Annotated in this window: 17 protein-coding genes; 9 read left to right on the top strand and 8 right to left on the bottom strand. The window is 75.0% G+C overall.

Annotation, left to right across the window (positions count from 1 at the left end; translation table 11 throughout):
• Positions 1-138 precede the first annotated feature (138 nt).
• The 4 genes from ACFVX9_RS18640 to ACFVX9_RS18625 all read left to right on the top strand — a co-directional run bounded on the left by ACFVX9_RS18640 (position 139) and on the right by ACFVX9_RS18625 (position 3,885).
• A complete protein-coding gene (locus ACFVX9_RS18640; protein WP_380374791.1) occupies positions 139-378 on the top strand; it encodes a hypothetical protein in 240 nt (79 codons plus the stop codon).
• The gene (locus tag ACFVX9_RS18635; RefSeq protein ID WP_387982552.1) at positions 375-1,817 is read left to right on the top strand and encodes a dihydrolipoyl dehydrogenase family protein; all 1,443 of its coding nucleotides are present in this window, start codon (positions 375-377) and stop codon (positions 1,815-1,817) included. Before ACFVX9_RS18640 ends, ACFVX9_RS18635 begins: the two co-directional genes overlap by 4 nt.
• 138 nt (positions 1,818-1,955) lie before the next feature.
• Positions 1,956-3,050, top strand: a complete 1,095-nt coding sequence (locus ACFVX9_RS18630) for a WD40/YVTN/BNR-like repeat-containing protein (protein WP_387982550.1) — start codon at positions 1,956-1,958, stop codon at positions 3,048-3,050.
• A gap of 73 nt (positions 3,051-3,123) precedes the next feature.
• Positions 3,124-3,885 carry a GNAT family N-acetyltransferase gene (locus tag ACFVX9_RS18625; protein WP_387982548.1) on the top strand — a complete coding sequence of 254 codons (762 nt, stop codon included), beginning with the start codon at positions 3,124-3,126 and terminating at the stop codon, positions 3,883-3,885.
• Between the two features lie 71 nt (positions 3,886-3,956).
• Here ACFVX9_RS18625 and ACFVX9_RS18620 read toward each other — a convergent pair whose 3' ends face one another.
• Entirely contained in the window at positions 3,957-4,814 is an 858-nt protein-coding gene (locus ACFVX9_RS18620) for an EamA family transporter (RefSeq protein ID WP_387982546.1), read from the bottom strand.
• Between the two features lie 74 nt (positions 4,815-4,888).
• Between ACFVX9_RS18620 and ACFVX9_RS18615 the strand changes: the two genes are divergently transcribed.
• Together ACFVX9_RS18615 and ACFVX9_RS18610 are read left to right on the top strand one after the other, a co-directional pair.
• Positions 4,889-5,758: a MurR/RpiR family transcriptional regulator gene (locus ACFVX9_RS18615; RefSeq protein ID WP_387982544.1), complete on the top strand. Its 870-nt coding sequence runs from the start codon at positions 4,889-4,891 to the stop codon at positions 5,756-5,758.
• Between the two features lie 66 nt (positions 5,759-5,824).
• Positions 5,825-6,871 (top strand): LacI family DNA-binding transcriptional regulator, encoded by a 1,047-nt coding sequence (locus ACFVX9_RS18610; RefSeq protein WP_380374783.1) that lies wholly within the window; start codon positions 5,825-5,827, stop codon positions 6,869-6,871.
• A 91-nt stretch (positions 6,872-6,962) separates the two neighbouring features.
• On the opposite strand, the gene ACFVX9_RS18605 is transcribed toward ACFVX9_RS18610, so the two are convergent.
• Together ACFVX9_RS18605 and ACFVX9_RS18600 are read right to left on the bottom strand one after the other, a co-directional pair.
• Positions 6,963-7,475, bottom strand: coding sequence for a GNAT family N-acetyltransferase (locus tag ACFVX9_RS18605; RefSeq protein WP_079135490.1), 513 nt, complete (start codon positions 7,473-7,475; stop codon positions 6,963-6,965).
• Between the two features lie 158 nt (positions 7,476-7,633).
• On the bottom strand, positions 7,634-8,086 hold the full coding sequence (locus ACFVX9_RS18600) for a molybdopterin-dependent oxidoreductase (RefSeq protein WP_063346982.1): 453 nt from the start codon (positions 8,084-8,086) through the stop codon (positions 7,634-7,636).
• Between the two features lie 419 nt (positions 8,087-8,505).
• On the opposite strand from ACFVX9_RS18600, the gene ACFVX9_RS18595 reads away from it, so the two are divergent.
• Positions 8,506-10,077 carry a PucR family transcriptional regulator gene (locus ACFVX9_RS18595; RefSeq protein ID WP_387982542.1) on the top strand — a complete coding sequence of 524 codons (1,572 nt, stop codon included), beginning with the start codon at positions 8,506-8,508 and terminating at the stop codon, positions 10,075-10,077.
• Between the two features lie 55 nt (positions 10,078-10,132).
• Here ACFVX9_RS18595 and ACFVX9_RS18590 read toward each other — a convergent pair whose 3' ends face one another.
• Complete coding sequence (locus ACFVX9_RS18590; protein ID WP_063350998.1) at positions 10,133-10,600, bottom strand: MarR family winged helix-turn-helix transcriptional regulator; 468 nt, start codon at positions 10,598-10,600, stop codon at positions 10,133-10,135.
• Positions 10,601-10,729: 129 nt separating this feature from the next.
• On the opposite strand from ACFVX9_RS18590, the gene ACFVX9_RS18585 reads away from it, so the two are divergent.
• Positions 10,730-11,512: a dioxygenase gene (locus ACFVX9_RS18585; RefSeq protein WP_387982541.1), complete on the top strand. Its 783-nt coding sequence runs from the start codon at positions 10,730-10,732 to the stop codon at positions 11,510-11,512.
• Positions 11,513-11,534: 22 nt separating this feature from the next.
• On the opposite strand, the gene ACFVX9_RS18580 is transcribed toward ACFVX9_RS18585, so the two are convergent.
• The 3 genes from ACFVX9_RS18580 to ACFVX9_RS18570 form a co-directional block, all read right to left on the bottom strand.
• Positions 11,535-12,182 (bottom strand): NAD(P)-dependent oxidoreductase, encoded by a 648-nt coding sequence (locus ACFVX9_RS18580; RefSeq protein ID WP_387982539.1) that lies wholly within the window; start codon positions 12,180-12,182, stop codon positions 11,535-11,537.
• A gap of 221 nt (positions 12,183-12,403) precedes the next feature.
• On the bottom strand, positions 12,404-12,502 hold the full coding sequence (locus ACFVX9_RS18575) for a VOC family protein (protein WP_387982538.1): 99 nt from the start codon (positions 12,500-12,502) through the stop codon (positions 12,404-12,406).
• A gap of 25 nt (positions 12,503-12,527) precedes the next feature.
• Complete coding sequence (locus tag ACFVX9_RS18570) at positions 12,528-13,094, bottom strand: GNAT family N-acetyltransferase (RefSeq protein WP_387982536.1); 567 nt, start codon at positions 13,092-13,094, stop codon at positions 12,528-12,530.
• 243 nt (positions 13,095-13,337) lie between these two features.
• Between ACFVX9_RS18570 and ACFVX9_RS18565 the strand changes: the two genes are divergently transcribed.
• On the top strand, positions 13,338-14,876 hold the full coding sequence (locus tag ACFVX9_RS18565; RefSeq protein WP_387982534.1) for an AMP-binding protein: 1,539 nt from the start codon (positions 13,338-13,340) through the stop codon (positions 14,874-14,876).
• 72 nt (positions 14,877-14,948) lie between these two features.
• Here the strand turns inward: ACFVX9_RS18565 and ACFVX9_RS18560 are convergent, their stop codons facing one another.
• Positions 14,949-15,731, bottom strand: a complete 783-nt coding sequence (locus ACFVX9_RS18560; protein WP_387982533.1) for a LuxR C-terminal-related transcriptional regulator — start codon at positions 15,729-15,731, stop codon at positions 14,949-14,951.
• Between the last annotated feature and the right edge of the window lie 109 nt (positions 15,732-15,840).

Below are 15,840 nucleotides of genomic sequence, written 5' to 3'. Positions count from 1 at the left end.
GACCCCTTCCGTGGTTTTTTTGGGGGTTTTTTTGCCAAAACCCCCTGTGACCGCCGAGGAGGGGACACGGCCCCGCACACACGCCCCGCCCCCCGTCCGGCCGAGGGCCGGATCCCACGGGAAAGCGAGCCCCTGCGGATGCACGCGGAGCGCGAGAAGTGGCCGCTGGAGGCCGTTCGGGTCAGGCTCGGGTACGAGACGAACGGCAGCCACGGGCCGACCTCCCGGAAGGCCGCCCTCACCGGCGCCCTGGACGACGCGCTGGACGACGCCCGGCGCGCCGGGCGCGCCCGGCTGCTCGACGTCCGCGACCACACGCCCGTCACCCTCGCCCTGCGGGCCGGGGTGGCCATCGACACCACGGAGGACCGGGTATGACCAGCACCGCCGAGGAGTACGACGTCATCGTCCTGGGGGGCGGACCGACCGGCGAGAACGTCGCCGACCGGACGGCCTCCGCCGGGCTGCGCACGGTGGTCGTGGAGGCCGAACTGGTCGGCGGCGAGTGCTCGTACTGGGCCTGCATGCCGAGCAAGGCGCTGCTGCGCCCGGTGGCCGCGCTGGCCGACGCCCGCGCGGTGGCCGGCTCCCGGGAGGCGGTCGGCGACCGGCGGCTGGACCCGGCCGCGGTGCTGGCCCGGCGGGACTCCTTCGCCTCGCACTGGAACGACGACGGCCAGGTGCAGTGGCTGCGGGACGCCGGCATCGAGCTGGTGCGCGGCCACGGCCGGCTGGCGGGCGTGCGGACCGTCACCGTGGAGGCCGAGGACGGCACCGAGCGGGTGCTCACCGCCCGGCACGCCGTCGCCGTGTGCACCGGCAGCCGTCCGGTGCTGCCCACGGGCGTGCCGGGGCTGGCGGAGGCCCACCCGTGGACCAACCGGGAGGCGACCGCCGCTCCGGCCGTGCCCGGGCGGCTGGCGGTGGTCGGCGGCGGCGTGGTCGGGGTGGAGCTCGCGACCGCCTGGCGGGCGCTCGGCTCCGAGGTGGTGCTGCTGGTGCGCGGCGACCACCTGCTGCCGCGGATGGAGCCGTTCGCGGGCGAGCTGGTCGCTGAGGGCCTGCGCGAGGCCGGGGTGGACCTCCGGTTCGGGACGGAGGCCACCGCGCTGGAGCGGGCGGAAGGCGCCGGGCCGGTGGTCCTGACGCTCGGTGGCGGCGAGCGGCTGACCGTGGACGAGGTGCTGTACGCGACCGGACGGGCCCCGCGCACCGCCGACGTCGGGCTGGAGCAGGTCGGGCTGAAGCCGGGCGGCTGGCTGGAGGTGGACGACAGCTGCACCGTGCTCGGCGTCGACGGCGAGTGGCTGTACGCCGCCGGGGACGTCAACCACCGGGCGCTGCTCACCCACCAGGGCAAGTACCAGGCCCGGATCACGGGCTCGGCGATCGTGGCCCGCGCCCAGGGGCACGCGCTGGACACCTCCCGCTGGGGCGCGCACGCCGCGTCGGCCGACAGCGCGGGCGCGCCGCAGGTCGTGTTCACCCATCCGGAGGTCGCCGCCGTCGGACTGACCCTGGCGGCGGCCGAAGGGGCCGGGCTGCGGGTCAAGGCCGTCGACCACGACTTCGGCGCCGTCGCCGGGGCCTCGCTGTACGGCGACCACTACCGCGGCCGGGCCAGGGTGGTCTTCGACCTGGACCGCGAGGTGCTGGTCGGCGCCTGCCTGGTCGGCCCCGGGGTCGCCGAACTGCTGCACTCGGCGACCGTCGCCGTGGTCGGCGAGGTGCCGATCGACCGGCTCTGGCACGCCGTGCCCTCCTACCCGACGATCAGCGAGGTGTGGCTGCGGCTGCTGGAGGGCTGCCGGGGGTGAGCCGGGCGGGTGAGCCTTCCTGACGAGAGAGCCTTCCGGGTGAGTGGGCGCGGCGAGATGTGGCCGCCGGTGGACGGCGGGACACTGGGCGGCGGGGGCCGTCCCGGGGGGCCGTACTCGTCACCAGGTGGTGTGGGCATGACCGAAGTGCTGTTGGCCGTCGGAACCGAGAAGGGCCTCTTTCTCGGCCGCAGCCGCGACCGGCTGGACTGGGAGTTCAGCGGGCCGCACTTCCGGATGAACGCGGTCTACTCCGTCTCCATCGACCGCCGCGACGGCCGCACCCGGCTGCTGGTCGGCGCCGACAGCAGCCACTGGGGGCCGTCCGTCTGGCGCTCCGACGACCTCGGCGCCACCTGGTACGAGCCGCCGCAGCCGGCGATCCGCTTCCCCGAAGCCACCGGCGCCTCGCTCACCCGGGTCTGGCAGCTCCAGCCGGCCGGCCCGGAGGCCCCCGGCGTCGTCTACGCCGGCACCGAGCCCGCCGCGCTGTTCCGCTCCGAGGACGGCGGCGAGACCTTCCGCCTGGTCGAGTCGCTCTGGAACCACCCGCACCGGACCGACTGGGGCGCCGGCTACGGCGGCCAGGGCCTGCACACCGTCGTCACCGACCCGCGCGACCCGCAGCGGCTGCTGGTCGCCGTCTCCACCGGCGGCGTCTACCGCAGCAAGGACGGCGGCGACAGCTGGGAGCCCGCCAACACCGGCCTGCGCGCCGAGTTCCTCCCGGAGGAGGGCCAGTACCCCGAGTTCGGCCAGTGCGTGCACAAGATCGCCCCCGACCCCGTCGACCCCGACCGGCTGTACCTGCAGAACCACGGCGGCGTCTACCGCAGCGACGACTGGGGCGCGAGCTGGCGCTCCGTCGCCGACGGGCTGCCCGCCGCGTTCGGCTTCGCCGTCGCCGCCCACCCGCGCCGGGGCGACACCGCCTACCTGTTCCCGCTCGGCGGCGGGGACGACCGCATCCCACCCGGCCGCCGGTGCCGGGTCTTCCGCACCACCGACGGCGGGACCAGCTGGCAGCCGCTCGCCGACGGCCTGCCCGGCGAGGACCACTACGGCATCGTGCTGCGCGACGCGCTGCGCACCGACGACGCCGAACCGGCCGGGATCTACTTCGGCAACCGGACCGGCGACGTCTACGGCAGCCACGACGAGGGCGAGAGCTGGTCACCGCTGATCTCCCACCTGCCGGACGTGCTCTGCGTCCGCGCCGCGGTGGTGGCCTGACAATTCGGTTGCCCCCGGACGCACTCTCGTCGACCATGACGGCGGACGAACGACCGTACGAATGGGGCTGGGTGTGACCGAGACTGACTGGGTGATCGGGCGGAACGGCGAGGGCGTACCGGTGGTGCGCTACCTCCTCGGCGAGCGGGAGGGGCGGCCCTGGGCCGACCTGCTGGAGGTGGTGGACGGAAACGACGGCACCGACCCGGTGGAATTCGTCCGCACCGAGCTGGCCGGGTGGGTGGTCTCCGGGGCCCCCGAGTTCGGCCTCGCCCTGCTGGAGCACGGCGCCACCGTGCTCCGGCACTCCCACGCCATGCGGCGCGACCTGGTCGCCGACCCGCCGCCCGCCGACTGGGCCGGGGCCCCGCTGCGCGGCGGCCTGCGGGCCGTGCCCTGCGACCGCGCGCCCGAGGACCTGTTCGAGGCCTGGCGGGCCGCGTTCGCCCCGGGGCACCCGGACCACTTCGCGGGCGACGACCGGCAGGCCCTGGCGCAGCGGATCGCCCCGCTGCTCGCCGGCGAGGTCATCGGGCCGGTGCTGCCGTCCAGCCTGCTCGCCGTGGACGCGCAGGACCGGGTGGTGGCCGGGCTCGTCCTCACCGACCGCGGCGGCCTGCCGTGGATCGCCGACGTCTTCCGGCACCCGGAGCTCGGCTACCGGGGCCTCGGCGCGGACCTGCTGCGCCGCGCCGTCGCCGACGCCGCCGAACGCGGGCTCGTCGAGGTGCAGTTGGCCGTCACCGACAGCAACCCGGCCCGTCGGCTCTACGAGTCCCTGGGCTTCGAGGTGCTGAGCACCTCGCTGACCGTGATCGTGCCGGAAAAGGGCTGACGGCCACCGAATCCTGTCCGGCCGGTCTCGGTGGATCAGCCCGAGACCGGCCGGACCGGCCAGGGCACGCCCTACGACCGGGCCAGCTCCAGGACGGCTATCCCGGCCAGCACGATGAGGCTGGCGCTCAGCCGCAGCCGGCCGAGCCGCTCCCGGAACACCACGGTGGCGATCAGGGCGGCGATCACGATGCTCGTCTCGCGCAGCGCCGCGATCGTCGCCAAGTCTCCCCGGGACTGCGCCCACACCACCAGGCCGTAGGCCGTCAGCGAGAGCACGCCTCCCGCGATCCCCACCGGCACCACCTTGCCGACCCCGGCCAGCAGCGAACGGCCGCGCCGGGCCCAGGCGATCAGCGCGAGCGTCGGCCCCTGCAACAGGAACAGCCAGGCCACGTAGCCGCCGACCGTCCCGGCGTGCCGGACGCCGCTGCCGTCCAGCACCGTGTAGACGGCGATCATCACGCCCGTCCCGGCGGCGGCCCCGAGCGCGGGCAGTTGCGCCCGCCCCGGGACGCCCTTGGCGAAGGCCAGCCCGATCAGGCCGCAGGAGATCACCACGACGCCCAACAGCTCGCCCGCGCCCGGGTGCTGGCCGAGCACGGTGGCCGACAGCAGGGCCACCAGCAGCGGCGCCGAGCCGCGCGCGATCGGGTACATCTGCCCGAAGTCGCCCAGCTGGTAGGCCCGTAGCAGCAGGACCGTCGACGTCGTCTGGACGGCGACCGAGGCCAGCAGGTACGGCCAGGACGAGGCCGCCGGCAGCGGGTTGAGCAGCACCAGGACCAGCGCGCACGCGGTGTAGGTCAGGTTGATCAGCGCGAAGCCGACCAGCTTGTCCGCGATCCGGTGGGCCAGGCCGTTCCAGACGGCGTGCAGCACGGCCGCGGCGAGCACGGCCACCGGCACGGCCGGCACGATCTCGGGCATGGCGAAGCTCCCCTCCGACGGCCTTCCGGCGACCCGGCACGGCCTGGAACCGAATTCCACGCTACCCTAGCGCCATGGAAGGACATTCCGACATGACGCCCCTGGAGTCCCAGCTCGCCGCGCGGATCCGGGCCCGGCTCGGCGACCTGCGCGGCGCCGAGGCGCGGGTGGCCGAGGTGGTGCTCGACCGGGGCGCCGGCCTGGTGCACCTGAGCGTCAGCGACGTCGCCGCACTGGCCGGCACCGCCCCCTCCTCCGTGGTCCGGGCCTGCCAGCGGCTCGGCTTCCGCGGCTACCAGGAGCTGAAGATCGCCGCCGCCCGGCACTCCCCCGCCACGGCCCCGGCCCCCGCCGACGACGACGCACGCGACCCGGCCGCCCGGGCCCTCGCCGACACCCTGCGGGCCGCCCGCGCGGCCCTGGACGGGATCACCGCCACGCTCACCGCCGACGACCTGCGGGCGGCCGCCGAGGTGCTGGCCGGCGCCGGCCAGGTGGTGCTGGTCGGCTCCGGGCTGTCCGGCGCGGTGGTGCTCGACCTCGCCTACCGGCTGCGCGCGCTCGGCCTGCGCGTCGACGCCCCCGCCGACCCGCTCACCGCCCAGCTGGCCGCCGCCCAGCTCCCGCCCGACGGCGTCTGCTTCGCGGTCAGCCACGGCGGCGCCACCCCGCTGGTGATCGACGCCGCGCGCCGGGCCCGGGCGGCCGGGGCGGCCGTGGTCGCGCTCACCAGCTACGCCCGCTCGCCGCTCACCGAGACGGCCACCCACACCCTGGTCGCGGGCGGGCAGGACCTGGTCTTCGGCCTGGAGACCACGGCCAGCCGGCTCGCCCACCTGGCCGCCGTCGACGCGCTCGCCCAGACCCTGCTGGCGCTGCGCGGGCGACCCGCCGAACAGGCCCTCGGCCTCTCGGCGGACATCACCGCGGACCACACGTACTGACCGCGGCGGGCGCCCGGCGGCGACGGCAGCCCGGAGCTGTCGGAGGCGCTGTGTAGGCTCGCGGGCATGGCGAGGGTGACACGGGACGATGTGGCGCGGGTGGCGGGGACGTCCACGGCGGTCGTGAGTTATGTGATCAACGACGGGCCGCGGCCGGTGGCGCCCGCGACCCGGGCGCGGGTGCTCGCGGCGGTCGAGGAGCTCGGCTACCGCCCCAACCGGGTCGCCCAGGCGATGGCACGGCGGCGGACCAACCTGCTCGGCATGGTCGTGCCGGACGCCCGCCAGCCGTTCTTCGCCGGGCTCGCGCACGCCGTCGAGCAGGCCGCCGCCGACCACGGCCGGCTCCTGCTGATCGGCAACTCCGACTACGTGGACGAGCGCGAGGCGCACTACATCCGCGCGTTCCTCGGCATGCAGGTCGACGGGCTGATCCTCGTCACCCAGGACCCGGCCACCCCCGGGCTCACCGGCTTCGACGTGGGCGACGGCACCTCGGTCGTGCTGCTGCACCACCGGGCGGAGACCGCCGACGGCGTCGCGGTGGTGGCGGACGACGAGGGCGGCGCCCGCGAGGTCGTCCGGCACCTGCTCGGGCACGGCCACGCCGAGGTGCACTGCTTCGGCGGCACCCTCGCGCTCAGCCCGCACGACCCGGTCACCGGGCGAACGGCCGGCTGGGCCGCCGCGCTGGCCGAGGCCGGGCTGGCGACCGAGGGGCGGCTGGTGCCGGCGCCGTTCGACCGCGTCCGGGCGCACGCCGAGGCGCTCGCCCTGCTGGCCCGGCCCGACCGGCCGTCCGCCGTGTTCTGCACGACCGACGACCAGGCGATCGGCCTGCTGCGGGCCGCCGACGACCTGGGCATCCGGGTGCCGGAGCAGCTCGCGGTGGCCGGTTTCGACGACATCGCCGAGGCGGTGATCGCCGGCCCGGCACTGACCACCGTCGCGACCGCGCAGGACGAGATGGCCCGCGCCGCGGTCGACCTGGTCCTCGGCGGGGCCGAGCGGCGCTCCACCGGCGCGCGGACCTTCCCGGCCCGGCTGGTGCTGCGGCGCACCTGCGGCTGCCCGGCGCCGGAGCGGGCGGCAGCAGGCGCAGCCGCGATCTGACTCCGCGCCACGCGCGCTCCGGACCGGTCGGGCCGCTGCCGGGCCGCCTACCGCCGCACGGGCGCGCCGGTCAGCGGAGTTCGCGCGCCGGTCAGCGGAGTTCGTCCGCGAGGAGGTCCATCAGCAGGTTGTCGTGCCAGGTGCCGTCCGGGCCGCGCTCGTACTGGCGCATGGTGCCGACGGAGCGGAAGCCGACCTTCGCGTAGCAGCGGATCGCGGCCGTGTTGTCGGCCGCCGGGTCGATGATCAGCCGGTGGTAGTGGTGGTGGTCGACGAGGTGGCGGGCCAGCGTGCGGACGGCGTCCGCGCCGAGGCCGACGCCGTGGACCTCCGGGTCGAGGTAGATGTCGATGCCGGCGTGCCGGTACTCGTCGTCGTTGTTGGCGTACCACTGGATGGCGCCGACGATCTTCCCGCCCACCTCGACGGCGAGGGTCTCGGTGTCGGGCTCCTCCAGGTCGCTGGCGACGGCGTCGGCGAGGTCGTCACCGCCCCGCCAGCGGGCGAACACCTCGGGCGTGCCGCGGATGGCCGCGAGCGCCGGGATGTCGTCGGTGCCGGCGGTGCGGAGGGTCACCAGGGTGCCGTGCAGAATCGTCCCCATATGGGGCATGTTGGCACGGAAACAGGCATCCGGCGAGCTGTTTTTCGGTATTCCCCGCGATCGCCCGCACCCCCTCCGAGCAGCGACGATGCTCCACCGCGAAGCACTCGGCGAGAGCGGGCCCCGGGGCGGGGTCAAGGCCCGCCCGCGGCCGGGGCTCAGGCCGCCGGTTCACCCAGCGGGCCGAGCCACACGGCGGTGACCCCGCTGACGTAGCGGGCGCCGCAGTGGTCGTCGGGGACGACGAGCTGCGGGCCGGCGGCGTCCAGCGGGGCGCCGTCCATGCTGGTGGCCAGCAGGATCCGCTGGCCGCCGAAGTCGGGGTCGATCTCGGCCCAGGAGACGACGGCCCGGTGGCCGTCCGCGCCGCTGACCGACAGCAGGAAGCGCAGCCGCTGCTTGCGGCCGGAGAAGTCGATCCGGGGCCGGGCCGCGCACAGCACGTCCCAGAGCGCGGGCCCCTCGTAGTCGTGCCGCTGCTCGCCCTCGGCCAGGCAGTCGAAGCTGACCTCGACGCGGTGCGCGGGGAGGGCGCGCAGCTGGTCGACCGACAGCTCGGCGGGCCGGTCGAAGTGGCCGTGCAGCCGGACGGTGGGGCTCGACGGGGTCATGGTGCTCCCTCCTCCCGGGCCGCGCCGCTGCGACCCGGGAGGGGGTTACCCGAGGGAGGGCTCGGGCATTCGCAGCTGCGGCGCTGAAAGGATGATTTCAGCGGCATCTGCGATGGGGCAGAGCGCTTTCAGCTGGTAACTGCGGAGACAGGGGCGGGCATGTCCGAGGAGGCGGCTCGGCGCGCCCCGCACCGGTGGAAGCCGATGGAAGCCGCGAAAGCCGATGGAAGCGGCACCGCAATCGGGCGGACGGCTGGTTCCGCACACCCGCCGAGGGGCCCGCACTGGATGATCCGACAAGAAGAATCACCGCCGCATGACTTGCATTTACGATGCCCATGCGCACCTGAACCTTGCACTTGCGAGGCACATCCGTGCGCGGCGCACAAAGGCGAGAGCGAGAGCGAGATGAGCGAGAGATGATCGTCGGCGACCTGCTGCACCTCGACGACCTGGACATCCGCCTGGCCTGGGGCACCCCGGACCTGCTCGACCGCCCGGTCACCGGGCTCAGCTCCACCGACCTCCAGGACCCGGCCCGCTACCTCCAACCCGGCGAACTCGTCCTCACCGGCCTGGTCTGGTGGCAGCCCGCCGACGCCTCCGGCGCGCTGCGCTTCGCCACCGCCCTGCGCAGCGCGGGCGTGGCGGCGCTGCTGGCCGGCGAGGGCACCCACGGCAGCGTCCCGGACAGCCTCGCCGACGCCTGCCGCACCCACGGCATCCCGCTGCTGGCGGTGCCCGCCGGAGTCAGCTTCCGTGCCGTCACCGACCGCGTCTACCTGCGGCTCTGGGGGGACCTGCGGGCCGGCGCCCAGGACACCGCGGCGATCCCGGAGACCGTCCGGCACGAACTGCTCGACCTGCTGCACGCGGACGCCGGGGCCGGCGAGGTGCTGGCCCACGCGGTCGGCCGGCTCGGGGTGCCGGACTGCTCGATCACCACCGCCGGCGGCCGGGCCGTCGCCGCCACCGCCGCTGCCGTCACCGCCGCACCCGCCACTGCCGCACCCGTCCCGCCCACCGGGCGCGGCGACACCGGGCTGCCCGTCGGGCCCCAGGACGGCTCGCCGTTCGACGGCTGGCGGCTGCGCCCGCACCTGCGCTCGGCGGCGGCCGAACCGGCACTCCAGGCCCTGGCCGAACTGCTCGCCCCGCTCGCCGCCCGCGCCCACGCCGACGCGGGCGCGCGGCGCCGGGCCGCCGGGCGGCTACTGGACGCGCTCGCCGGGGAGGCCGGGCTCGCCGAGCCGCTCGCGGCCTGCGGGCTGGACGGGGCCGAGTCGCTGGTGGCGGTCACCGCGCGGATCGACGGCGGCCTGGCGGGCGAGGCGGGTGCCGCACCGGGCGACGGCCCGCCCGCCGCCTGGGCGGCGTACGCGCTGGCCGAGGCGCTGCACCCGCTCGGCGCGCCGTACGCCGCCGGGACCGACCGCGGCGGGCGGTCCGCCGCGCTGGTGGCCGCGCCGGTCGAGCAGGTCGCCGAACGGCTGCGCCGGGCCCGGCCCGCGCTGCAGAGCCGGCTGACCGGCCGGTGCACCCTGCGGGTGGGCGTCGGCCCGGCCGCCCCGCCCGCCCCCGCCGCACTGCGGGCGGCGCTGGTGCAGGCCCGCTACGTACTGGAGGGCTCGGCCGGCCCGGTCGGCAGCGCCGCCGAACTGGACTCGCTGGACGGACTGCTTCGCGGCATCCCGCCGGAGGTGACGGCCGCCTTCCACGCCCGGCTGCTGGCCCCGCTGGCCGCCCACGACCGGGAGAACAGCGTCTCGCTGCTGGGCACCCTGGCGGTCTTCCTGGACCACGACGGCTCGTGGGCGCGGACGGCCGAGGCGCTGTGCATCCACGTCAACACCGTGCACTACCGGATCCGCCGGATCGAGGAGCTGACCGGCCGCAGCCTGGCCCGACTGCGGGACCGGCTCGACCTGCGGACCGCCCTGCTCTGCGCCCCGCAGCCGGTCCGGGCTCAGGCTCCGGCTCAGGCTCGGTAGACCGCCGACGGGAGCGGCGGCTGCTGCGGGGGGACTGACTGAGGGGCCCAGGGCTTCAGGGTGTGTCGTCGAGGCGCAGCCGGGCGCTGACCTCGCCGAGGCTTTCGGCGAGCACGGCCAGCTGCTCGCGGGTGAGCACGTCGATCAGCAGCTCGCGGACCAGGGCGACGTGCCCGGGTGCGGCCTGCCGCAGTGACTCCCGCCCCTGGTCGGTGAGTTCGGCGATGACGCCGCGCACGTCGCTGGGGCAGGAGCGGCGGGCGACCAGGCCCATCCGCTCCAGTTGGGTGACCTGGTAGGTGAGGCCACTCTTGGAGGTGACCAGCTTGTCGGCGAGTTCGGTCATCCGCAGCGCGTGGGCCGGGGCGGCGGACAGGTGGACCAGGATCTCGTACTGCTGGTGCGAGAGGCCGGAGTCCTCCTTGAGCTGGCGCTCCAGTCGGCGGTTGAGCAGGTTGCTCGCGACGACGAAGCCCCGCCAGGCAGCCATCTCGTCCTGGTCCAGCCAGCGGGGTTCGTTCAGTGTGGACATGTGGTGAAGCCTACTCCTGTTGTTCAAATTCGAACGAAGGTGTACGGTCAGCGAGTAGAGGTTCAAATTTGAACTACTCTGCCGAGCCACCAGTCCCGTTCGACCCAGGAGGAGGACGCCATGAGCACCGCGGCCCCCGAGCGTATGCCCGCCCTGTACCTCTCGCACGGCGCGCCGCCGCTCGCCGACGACCCGGTCTGGCCCGGTGAACTGGCCGCCTGGTCCGCCGACCTGCCCCGGCCCAAGGCCGTCCTGACGGTCTCCGCCCACTGGGAGGAGGCACCGCTCGCCCTCGGCGCCGTCACCACCGTGCCGCTGGTGTACGACTTCTGGGGCTTCCCCGAGCACTACTACCAGGTCCAGTACGCCGCCCCCGGCGCACCGGCGCTCGCCGACCGCGTCCGCAAGCTGCTGCGCGCCCCCGGCACGCCCGTCCAGGACATCCCCGACCGCGGCCTCGACCACGGCGCGTACGTCCCGCTGGTGGAGATGTTCCCGGAGGCCGACATCCCCGTCCTCCAGATCTCCATGCCCACGCTCGACCCGCAGCGGCTGCTGGAGATCGGCCGCCGGCTCGCCCCGCTGCGCGACGAGGGCGTGCTGATCGTCGGCAGCGGCTTCTTCACCCACAACCTGCGGGCGCTCAGCAACGACGGCCGGATCAGCTCGGTGATGGCCGAGTTCGACGACTGGGGCCGGCGCGCCCTGGACGCCCACGACCTGGACGCGCTGCTCGACTTCGAGCGCAAGGCCCCCGCCGGGCGGCTCGCCCACCCGCGCACCGAGCACTTCGCCCCGCTGTTCGTCACCCTCGGCGCCGGCGAGGCCGACCTCGGCAGCCAGCGCAGCGTCATAGACGGGTTCTGGATGGGGCTCGCCAAGCGGTCGATCCAGCTCGGCTGACCGGGCGCACCGTAACTGAGGGTTACAGCGCGCAGCAGGTGAAGCGCTCGCCGATGTGCTCGGGCTGCTCGGCCTCGTCGACCAGGGCGACCGCGTAGTCCGGCACCGAGATCCGGCTGCGCCCGGCAGCATCCGTGAGCAGCTGCTCCAGGCCCGTCCGGTAGCGGCCGGTCCGCTCCCCCGGGCCGATCTCGGCGGCCGGGCTGAGCACCGTCCAGCGGACGTCGGAGACCGCCCGGTAGAAGTCCAGCGCCGCGCCGTGCGCGTGCATGATCTCCAGCACCGGCTCCGGCAGCCCCGGCGCGTCCCAGACCCGCACCCCCGGCGCGGTCTCCAGGCTGCCCGCGCCGCCGACCGCGATCAGCCGGGGCGCGGCGTCGCCGAGCGAGCGCAGGCCCTCCACCAGCGAACGGGCGGCCGGCCCGATCAGTGCCAGGTGGCCCGGGCCGTCGCCGCCGCCGACCGCGCTCACCAGGACGTCCTGGCCGGCCGCCACCCGGGCCACCTGGGCCGGGTCCAGGACGTCCGCGCGTTCGACGAAGGCCGCCCCGCCCTGGTAGCGGTCCGGGTCGCGGACCACCGCGGTGACTTCGTGCCCGCGCGCGGCCGCCTCCGCGACGACGGCGCTGCCGATGGTGCCGTTGGCGCCGATCACGGCGATTCTGGCCATGGGGTACCTGCCTGTCTCTCGGGTGGTGGGGTCGGGGAAGCTCGCCGCGACGTGGCATCAGCCAGGTTCGATTATCGGACGGTTCCACTGCGACGGCCCGAGACGTCGGCCTGTCGTGTGACGGGTGCGCCGGGCGGGGCGAACCGACCGGCCGCCAAGTCCTCGTGGACTCGGCGGCCGGTCGTTCAGGCGGTGGCTCAGGCAGTGGCCCAAACGTTGGCTCAGGCGTTGCCGGTGGCGATGCGCTCGGCCAGGGTGCCGTCCAGCGCCTGGGCCCAGAACTGCGCGAGGCCGTGCGGGTCGGCGCAGTCGATCGTCACGTGTCGTACCAGAGATCCCATCCGGCTACTCTGACCTGCCGTGTTCGGCCCCGTCCAGCCGTTTCCTGGAGTGCCGGTGACCGTCCAACGGGAACTCCGGCGGCAAGGCCGTCAGCACCTCCTGGAAGGCGTAGCCGCTCTTCTCCGCGACCCGGCAGGACGCCTGGTTGTCCACCTGGTGCAGCAGGTCGATCCGGACCAGGCCGTCGTCGGCGAGCACCTCGAAGGCCCAGGCGGTGAGCGCCACCACCGCGCGCGGGGCCACCCCCCGGCCGCGGGCCGCGGCCGCCGTCCAGTAGCCCACCTCGGCCGCCTCCCCGCCCGGGGTGCCGCGCTTGAGCGCGACGTTGCCGAGCAGTTCGCCCGTGCCGGGCTCCAGCACCGCGAAGCTGTACCGGCGGCCCTCCGCCCGGCCCCGGTACTGCAGCCCGAGCCAGTGCGCGGCCTCCTCGGCGTTCCCCACCGGGGTGCGGGTGAAGCGGCGCAGCGTCTCGTCCCGGTACGCCTCGATCAGGGCCGGCGCGTCCGCGTCCTCGAAGGGGCGCAGCAGCAGGCCCGCGGCCCTCGGGTGCGCGGTGACGGGGGCGGTCACCGCACTCCCCCGGCCTCGTGGCGGGTGCTGCCCGGTCGTCGGTCGCTCATGGTGCTTCTCCCCGTGGGTGCATGGCCGTTCGCTGCGATCTTCCTAGCAGGTGGCCGGTGGGCCCGCCGCATCGGTCGCCCGTCTGTTCGCGACGGGCTCAGCAAACGGAATCCGCTCCTTCCACTCTGCTCCCACCGGCGACACCCCCGATCGGGGGTGTCCGGCGGGCGGGTGGGAGAGGACAGTGGGCGCATGCAGATTCCACTCTCCGTGATGGACTTCCTCGACCGGGCCGAGCTGGTCTACGGCGACCGGGTCGGCATCGTCGACGAGCCGGTGCAGCCGGCCGAATCCTGGGGCGAGCTGAGCTACCGCCGGGTCGCCGAACTGGCCCGGGCGCAAGCGGCCGGGCTGGACCGGCTGGGCGTCGGGCCGGGCGAGCGGGTCGCCGTCGTGTCGCACAACTCGGCCCGGCTGCTGACCTCCCTGTTCGGGGTGAGCGGGTACGGGCGGGTGCTGGTCCCGGTGAACTTCCGGCTGAAGGCCGAGGAGGTGGCGTACATCGTCGAGCAGAGCGGCGCGTCCGTCCTGCTGGTCGACCCCGAACTCGCCGACGCGCTGGGCGGGGTGACGGCCAAGCACAAGTTCGTGCTCGGCGCGGACAGCGACGCGCTGCTCCACGACTTCGACAACTCCCCCCGGCGGTACGAGATCGCCGAGAACGACACCGCCACGATCAACTACACCAGCGGAACCACCGCCCGCCCCAAGGGCGTTCAGCTCACCCACCGCAACATCTGGCTGAACGCGGTACTGATGGGCCTGCACTACGGCGCCGGCGACCGGGACGTCTACCTGCACACCCTGCCGATGTTCCACGCCAACGGCTGGGGCCTGCCGTTCGCCCTCACCGGGCTCGGCGCCCGGCACATCGTGCTGCGCAAGGTCGACGGCGCGGAGATCCTGCGCCGGGTCGAGCGGCACGGGGTGACCTTCCTCAGCGGCGCGCCCGCCGTGGTCCAGATGGTGCTGGACGCGGCCGCCGAGTGGGACGGCCCGGTGCCCGGCCGGGACCGGGTGCGGATCGTGGTGGCCGGCGCGCCGCCGCCGACCTCGGTGGTGCAGCAGGTCGAGTCCGAGCTGGGCTGGGAGTTCATGCAGCTCTACGGCCTGACCGAGACCTCCCCGGTGGTCACGGTCAACCGCTCGCGCGCCGAGTGGGACGCCCTGCCCGCCGCCGAACGGGCCGAGAAGCTGGTGCAGGCGGGCGCCCCCGCGCTCGGCACCCGGCTGCGGGTCGACGCCTCCGGCGAGGTCCTGGTGCGCTCCAACACCGTGCTGGACGGCTACTGGCAGCAGCCCGCGGCCACCGCGGACGCCCTGCGGGACGGCTGGTTCCACACCGGCGACGGCGGCGTCCTCGGCCAGGACGGCCAACTGACCATCTCGGACCGGAAGAAGGACGTCATCATCAGCGGCGGGGAGAACGTCTCCTCGATCGAGGTGGAGGACTGCCTGTACGGCCACCCGGCGGTCGCCGAAGCCGCGGTGATCGGAGTGCCGCACGAGAAGTGGGGCGAGACCGTCAAGGCGCTGGTGGTCCTCCGGGAGGGCCAGGAGGCCATCACCGAGGCCGAGTTGATCGCGCACTGCAAGCAGCGGCTGGCCGGCTACAAGTCGCCCACCTCGGTGGAGTTCCGGGCGACCCTGCCGCGGACCGCCACCGGGAAGCTGCAGAAGTTCCGGCTGCGCGAGCCGTACTGGGCGGGGCGGGAGCGGCAGGTCGGCTGAGGCGCACCCACTGGCCCCGACCAGGCACGTTCACCGGTCGACCAAGCATGTTCACCGGTCGACCAAGCATGTTCACCGGTCGATCAGGCCGGACTCGCGTGCCGCCAGGGCGAGTTCGGTGCGATTGCGGACGCCGAGCTTGTGCATCGCGGACTTCAGGTAGCCCGTCACGGTGTTGCAGGTGAGGCCCAGCCGGGCGGCGATCTCCGGATTGGTCCGGCCGGTCGCCGCCCAGCGCAGCACCTCGTGCTCGCGCGGGGTCAACGGCCGTACGGGGGCGGCCCGTCGGGGCCGCGTGGACCGCCAGGCGGCCGCCCCGGCCAGGGCCCGGGTCGCCGTCGCGGCCAGTTCGCCGACGGCGGCGATCCGCACGTCCCCGAACGGGACGACGGCGCGCAGCGACGCGTACACCACGCCGTACACGGTGTCGCCGTGCAGCAGCGGCACGGTGAGCATCGCGTACAGGTCCTCGGCGCTGACGGCGGCGTCGTGGTCGTGCGAGATCGTGGTGGCGGCACGGTAGTCGGGCACCCAGCTGGGCGCCCGCTCGGCCAGCGCCCGCCCGCCCAGGCCGGTGCCGGTCGGGACGGCCCGGTCGTGCAGCAGGTCGGCCCGGGTGCCGGCCCAGTGGCGCAGCACCATGCCCGCGTCGCGCCCCCGGGGCCCGGCCGGCGGCTGCGGCACGCCGACCAGTCCGACGTCGGCCCCGCACTCGGCCACCACCCGCCGCGCGAGGTCGCCGAGCACGGCGTCCCGCACCAACTCGGCGGCACGGGCGGCGAGCCCGGGATCGTCCGAGTGCGCCGGGGTGGTGAGGGTGTCCGCGGCCCCGGGGCCCGTCTTCGCCCTTGTCATCGCGAGATTGTCACACGCGGCACGGCCGCTGGCGAGAGTGCTGACATGGGTGTTCCCCGCGCCTTCGACGCAGTGGCGGGCACGGCGGCCGGGCCGGGCGTAGGGTGCG

Origin of the sequence: Kitasatospora sp. NPDC058243 (assembly GCF_042882025.1) — a bacterium.
Classification (GTDB): domain Bacteria; phylum Actinomycetota; class Actinomycetes; order Streptomycetales; family Streptomycetaceae; genus Kitasatospora.
Note: the sequence above shows the minus strand (reverse complement) of the source record. Positions and strands in the feature narration are given on the sequence as shown.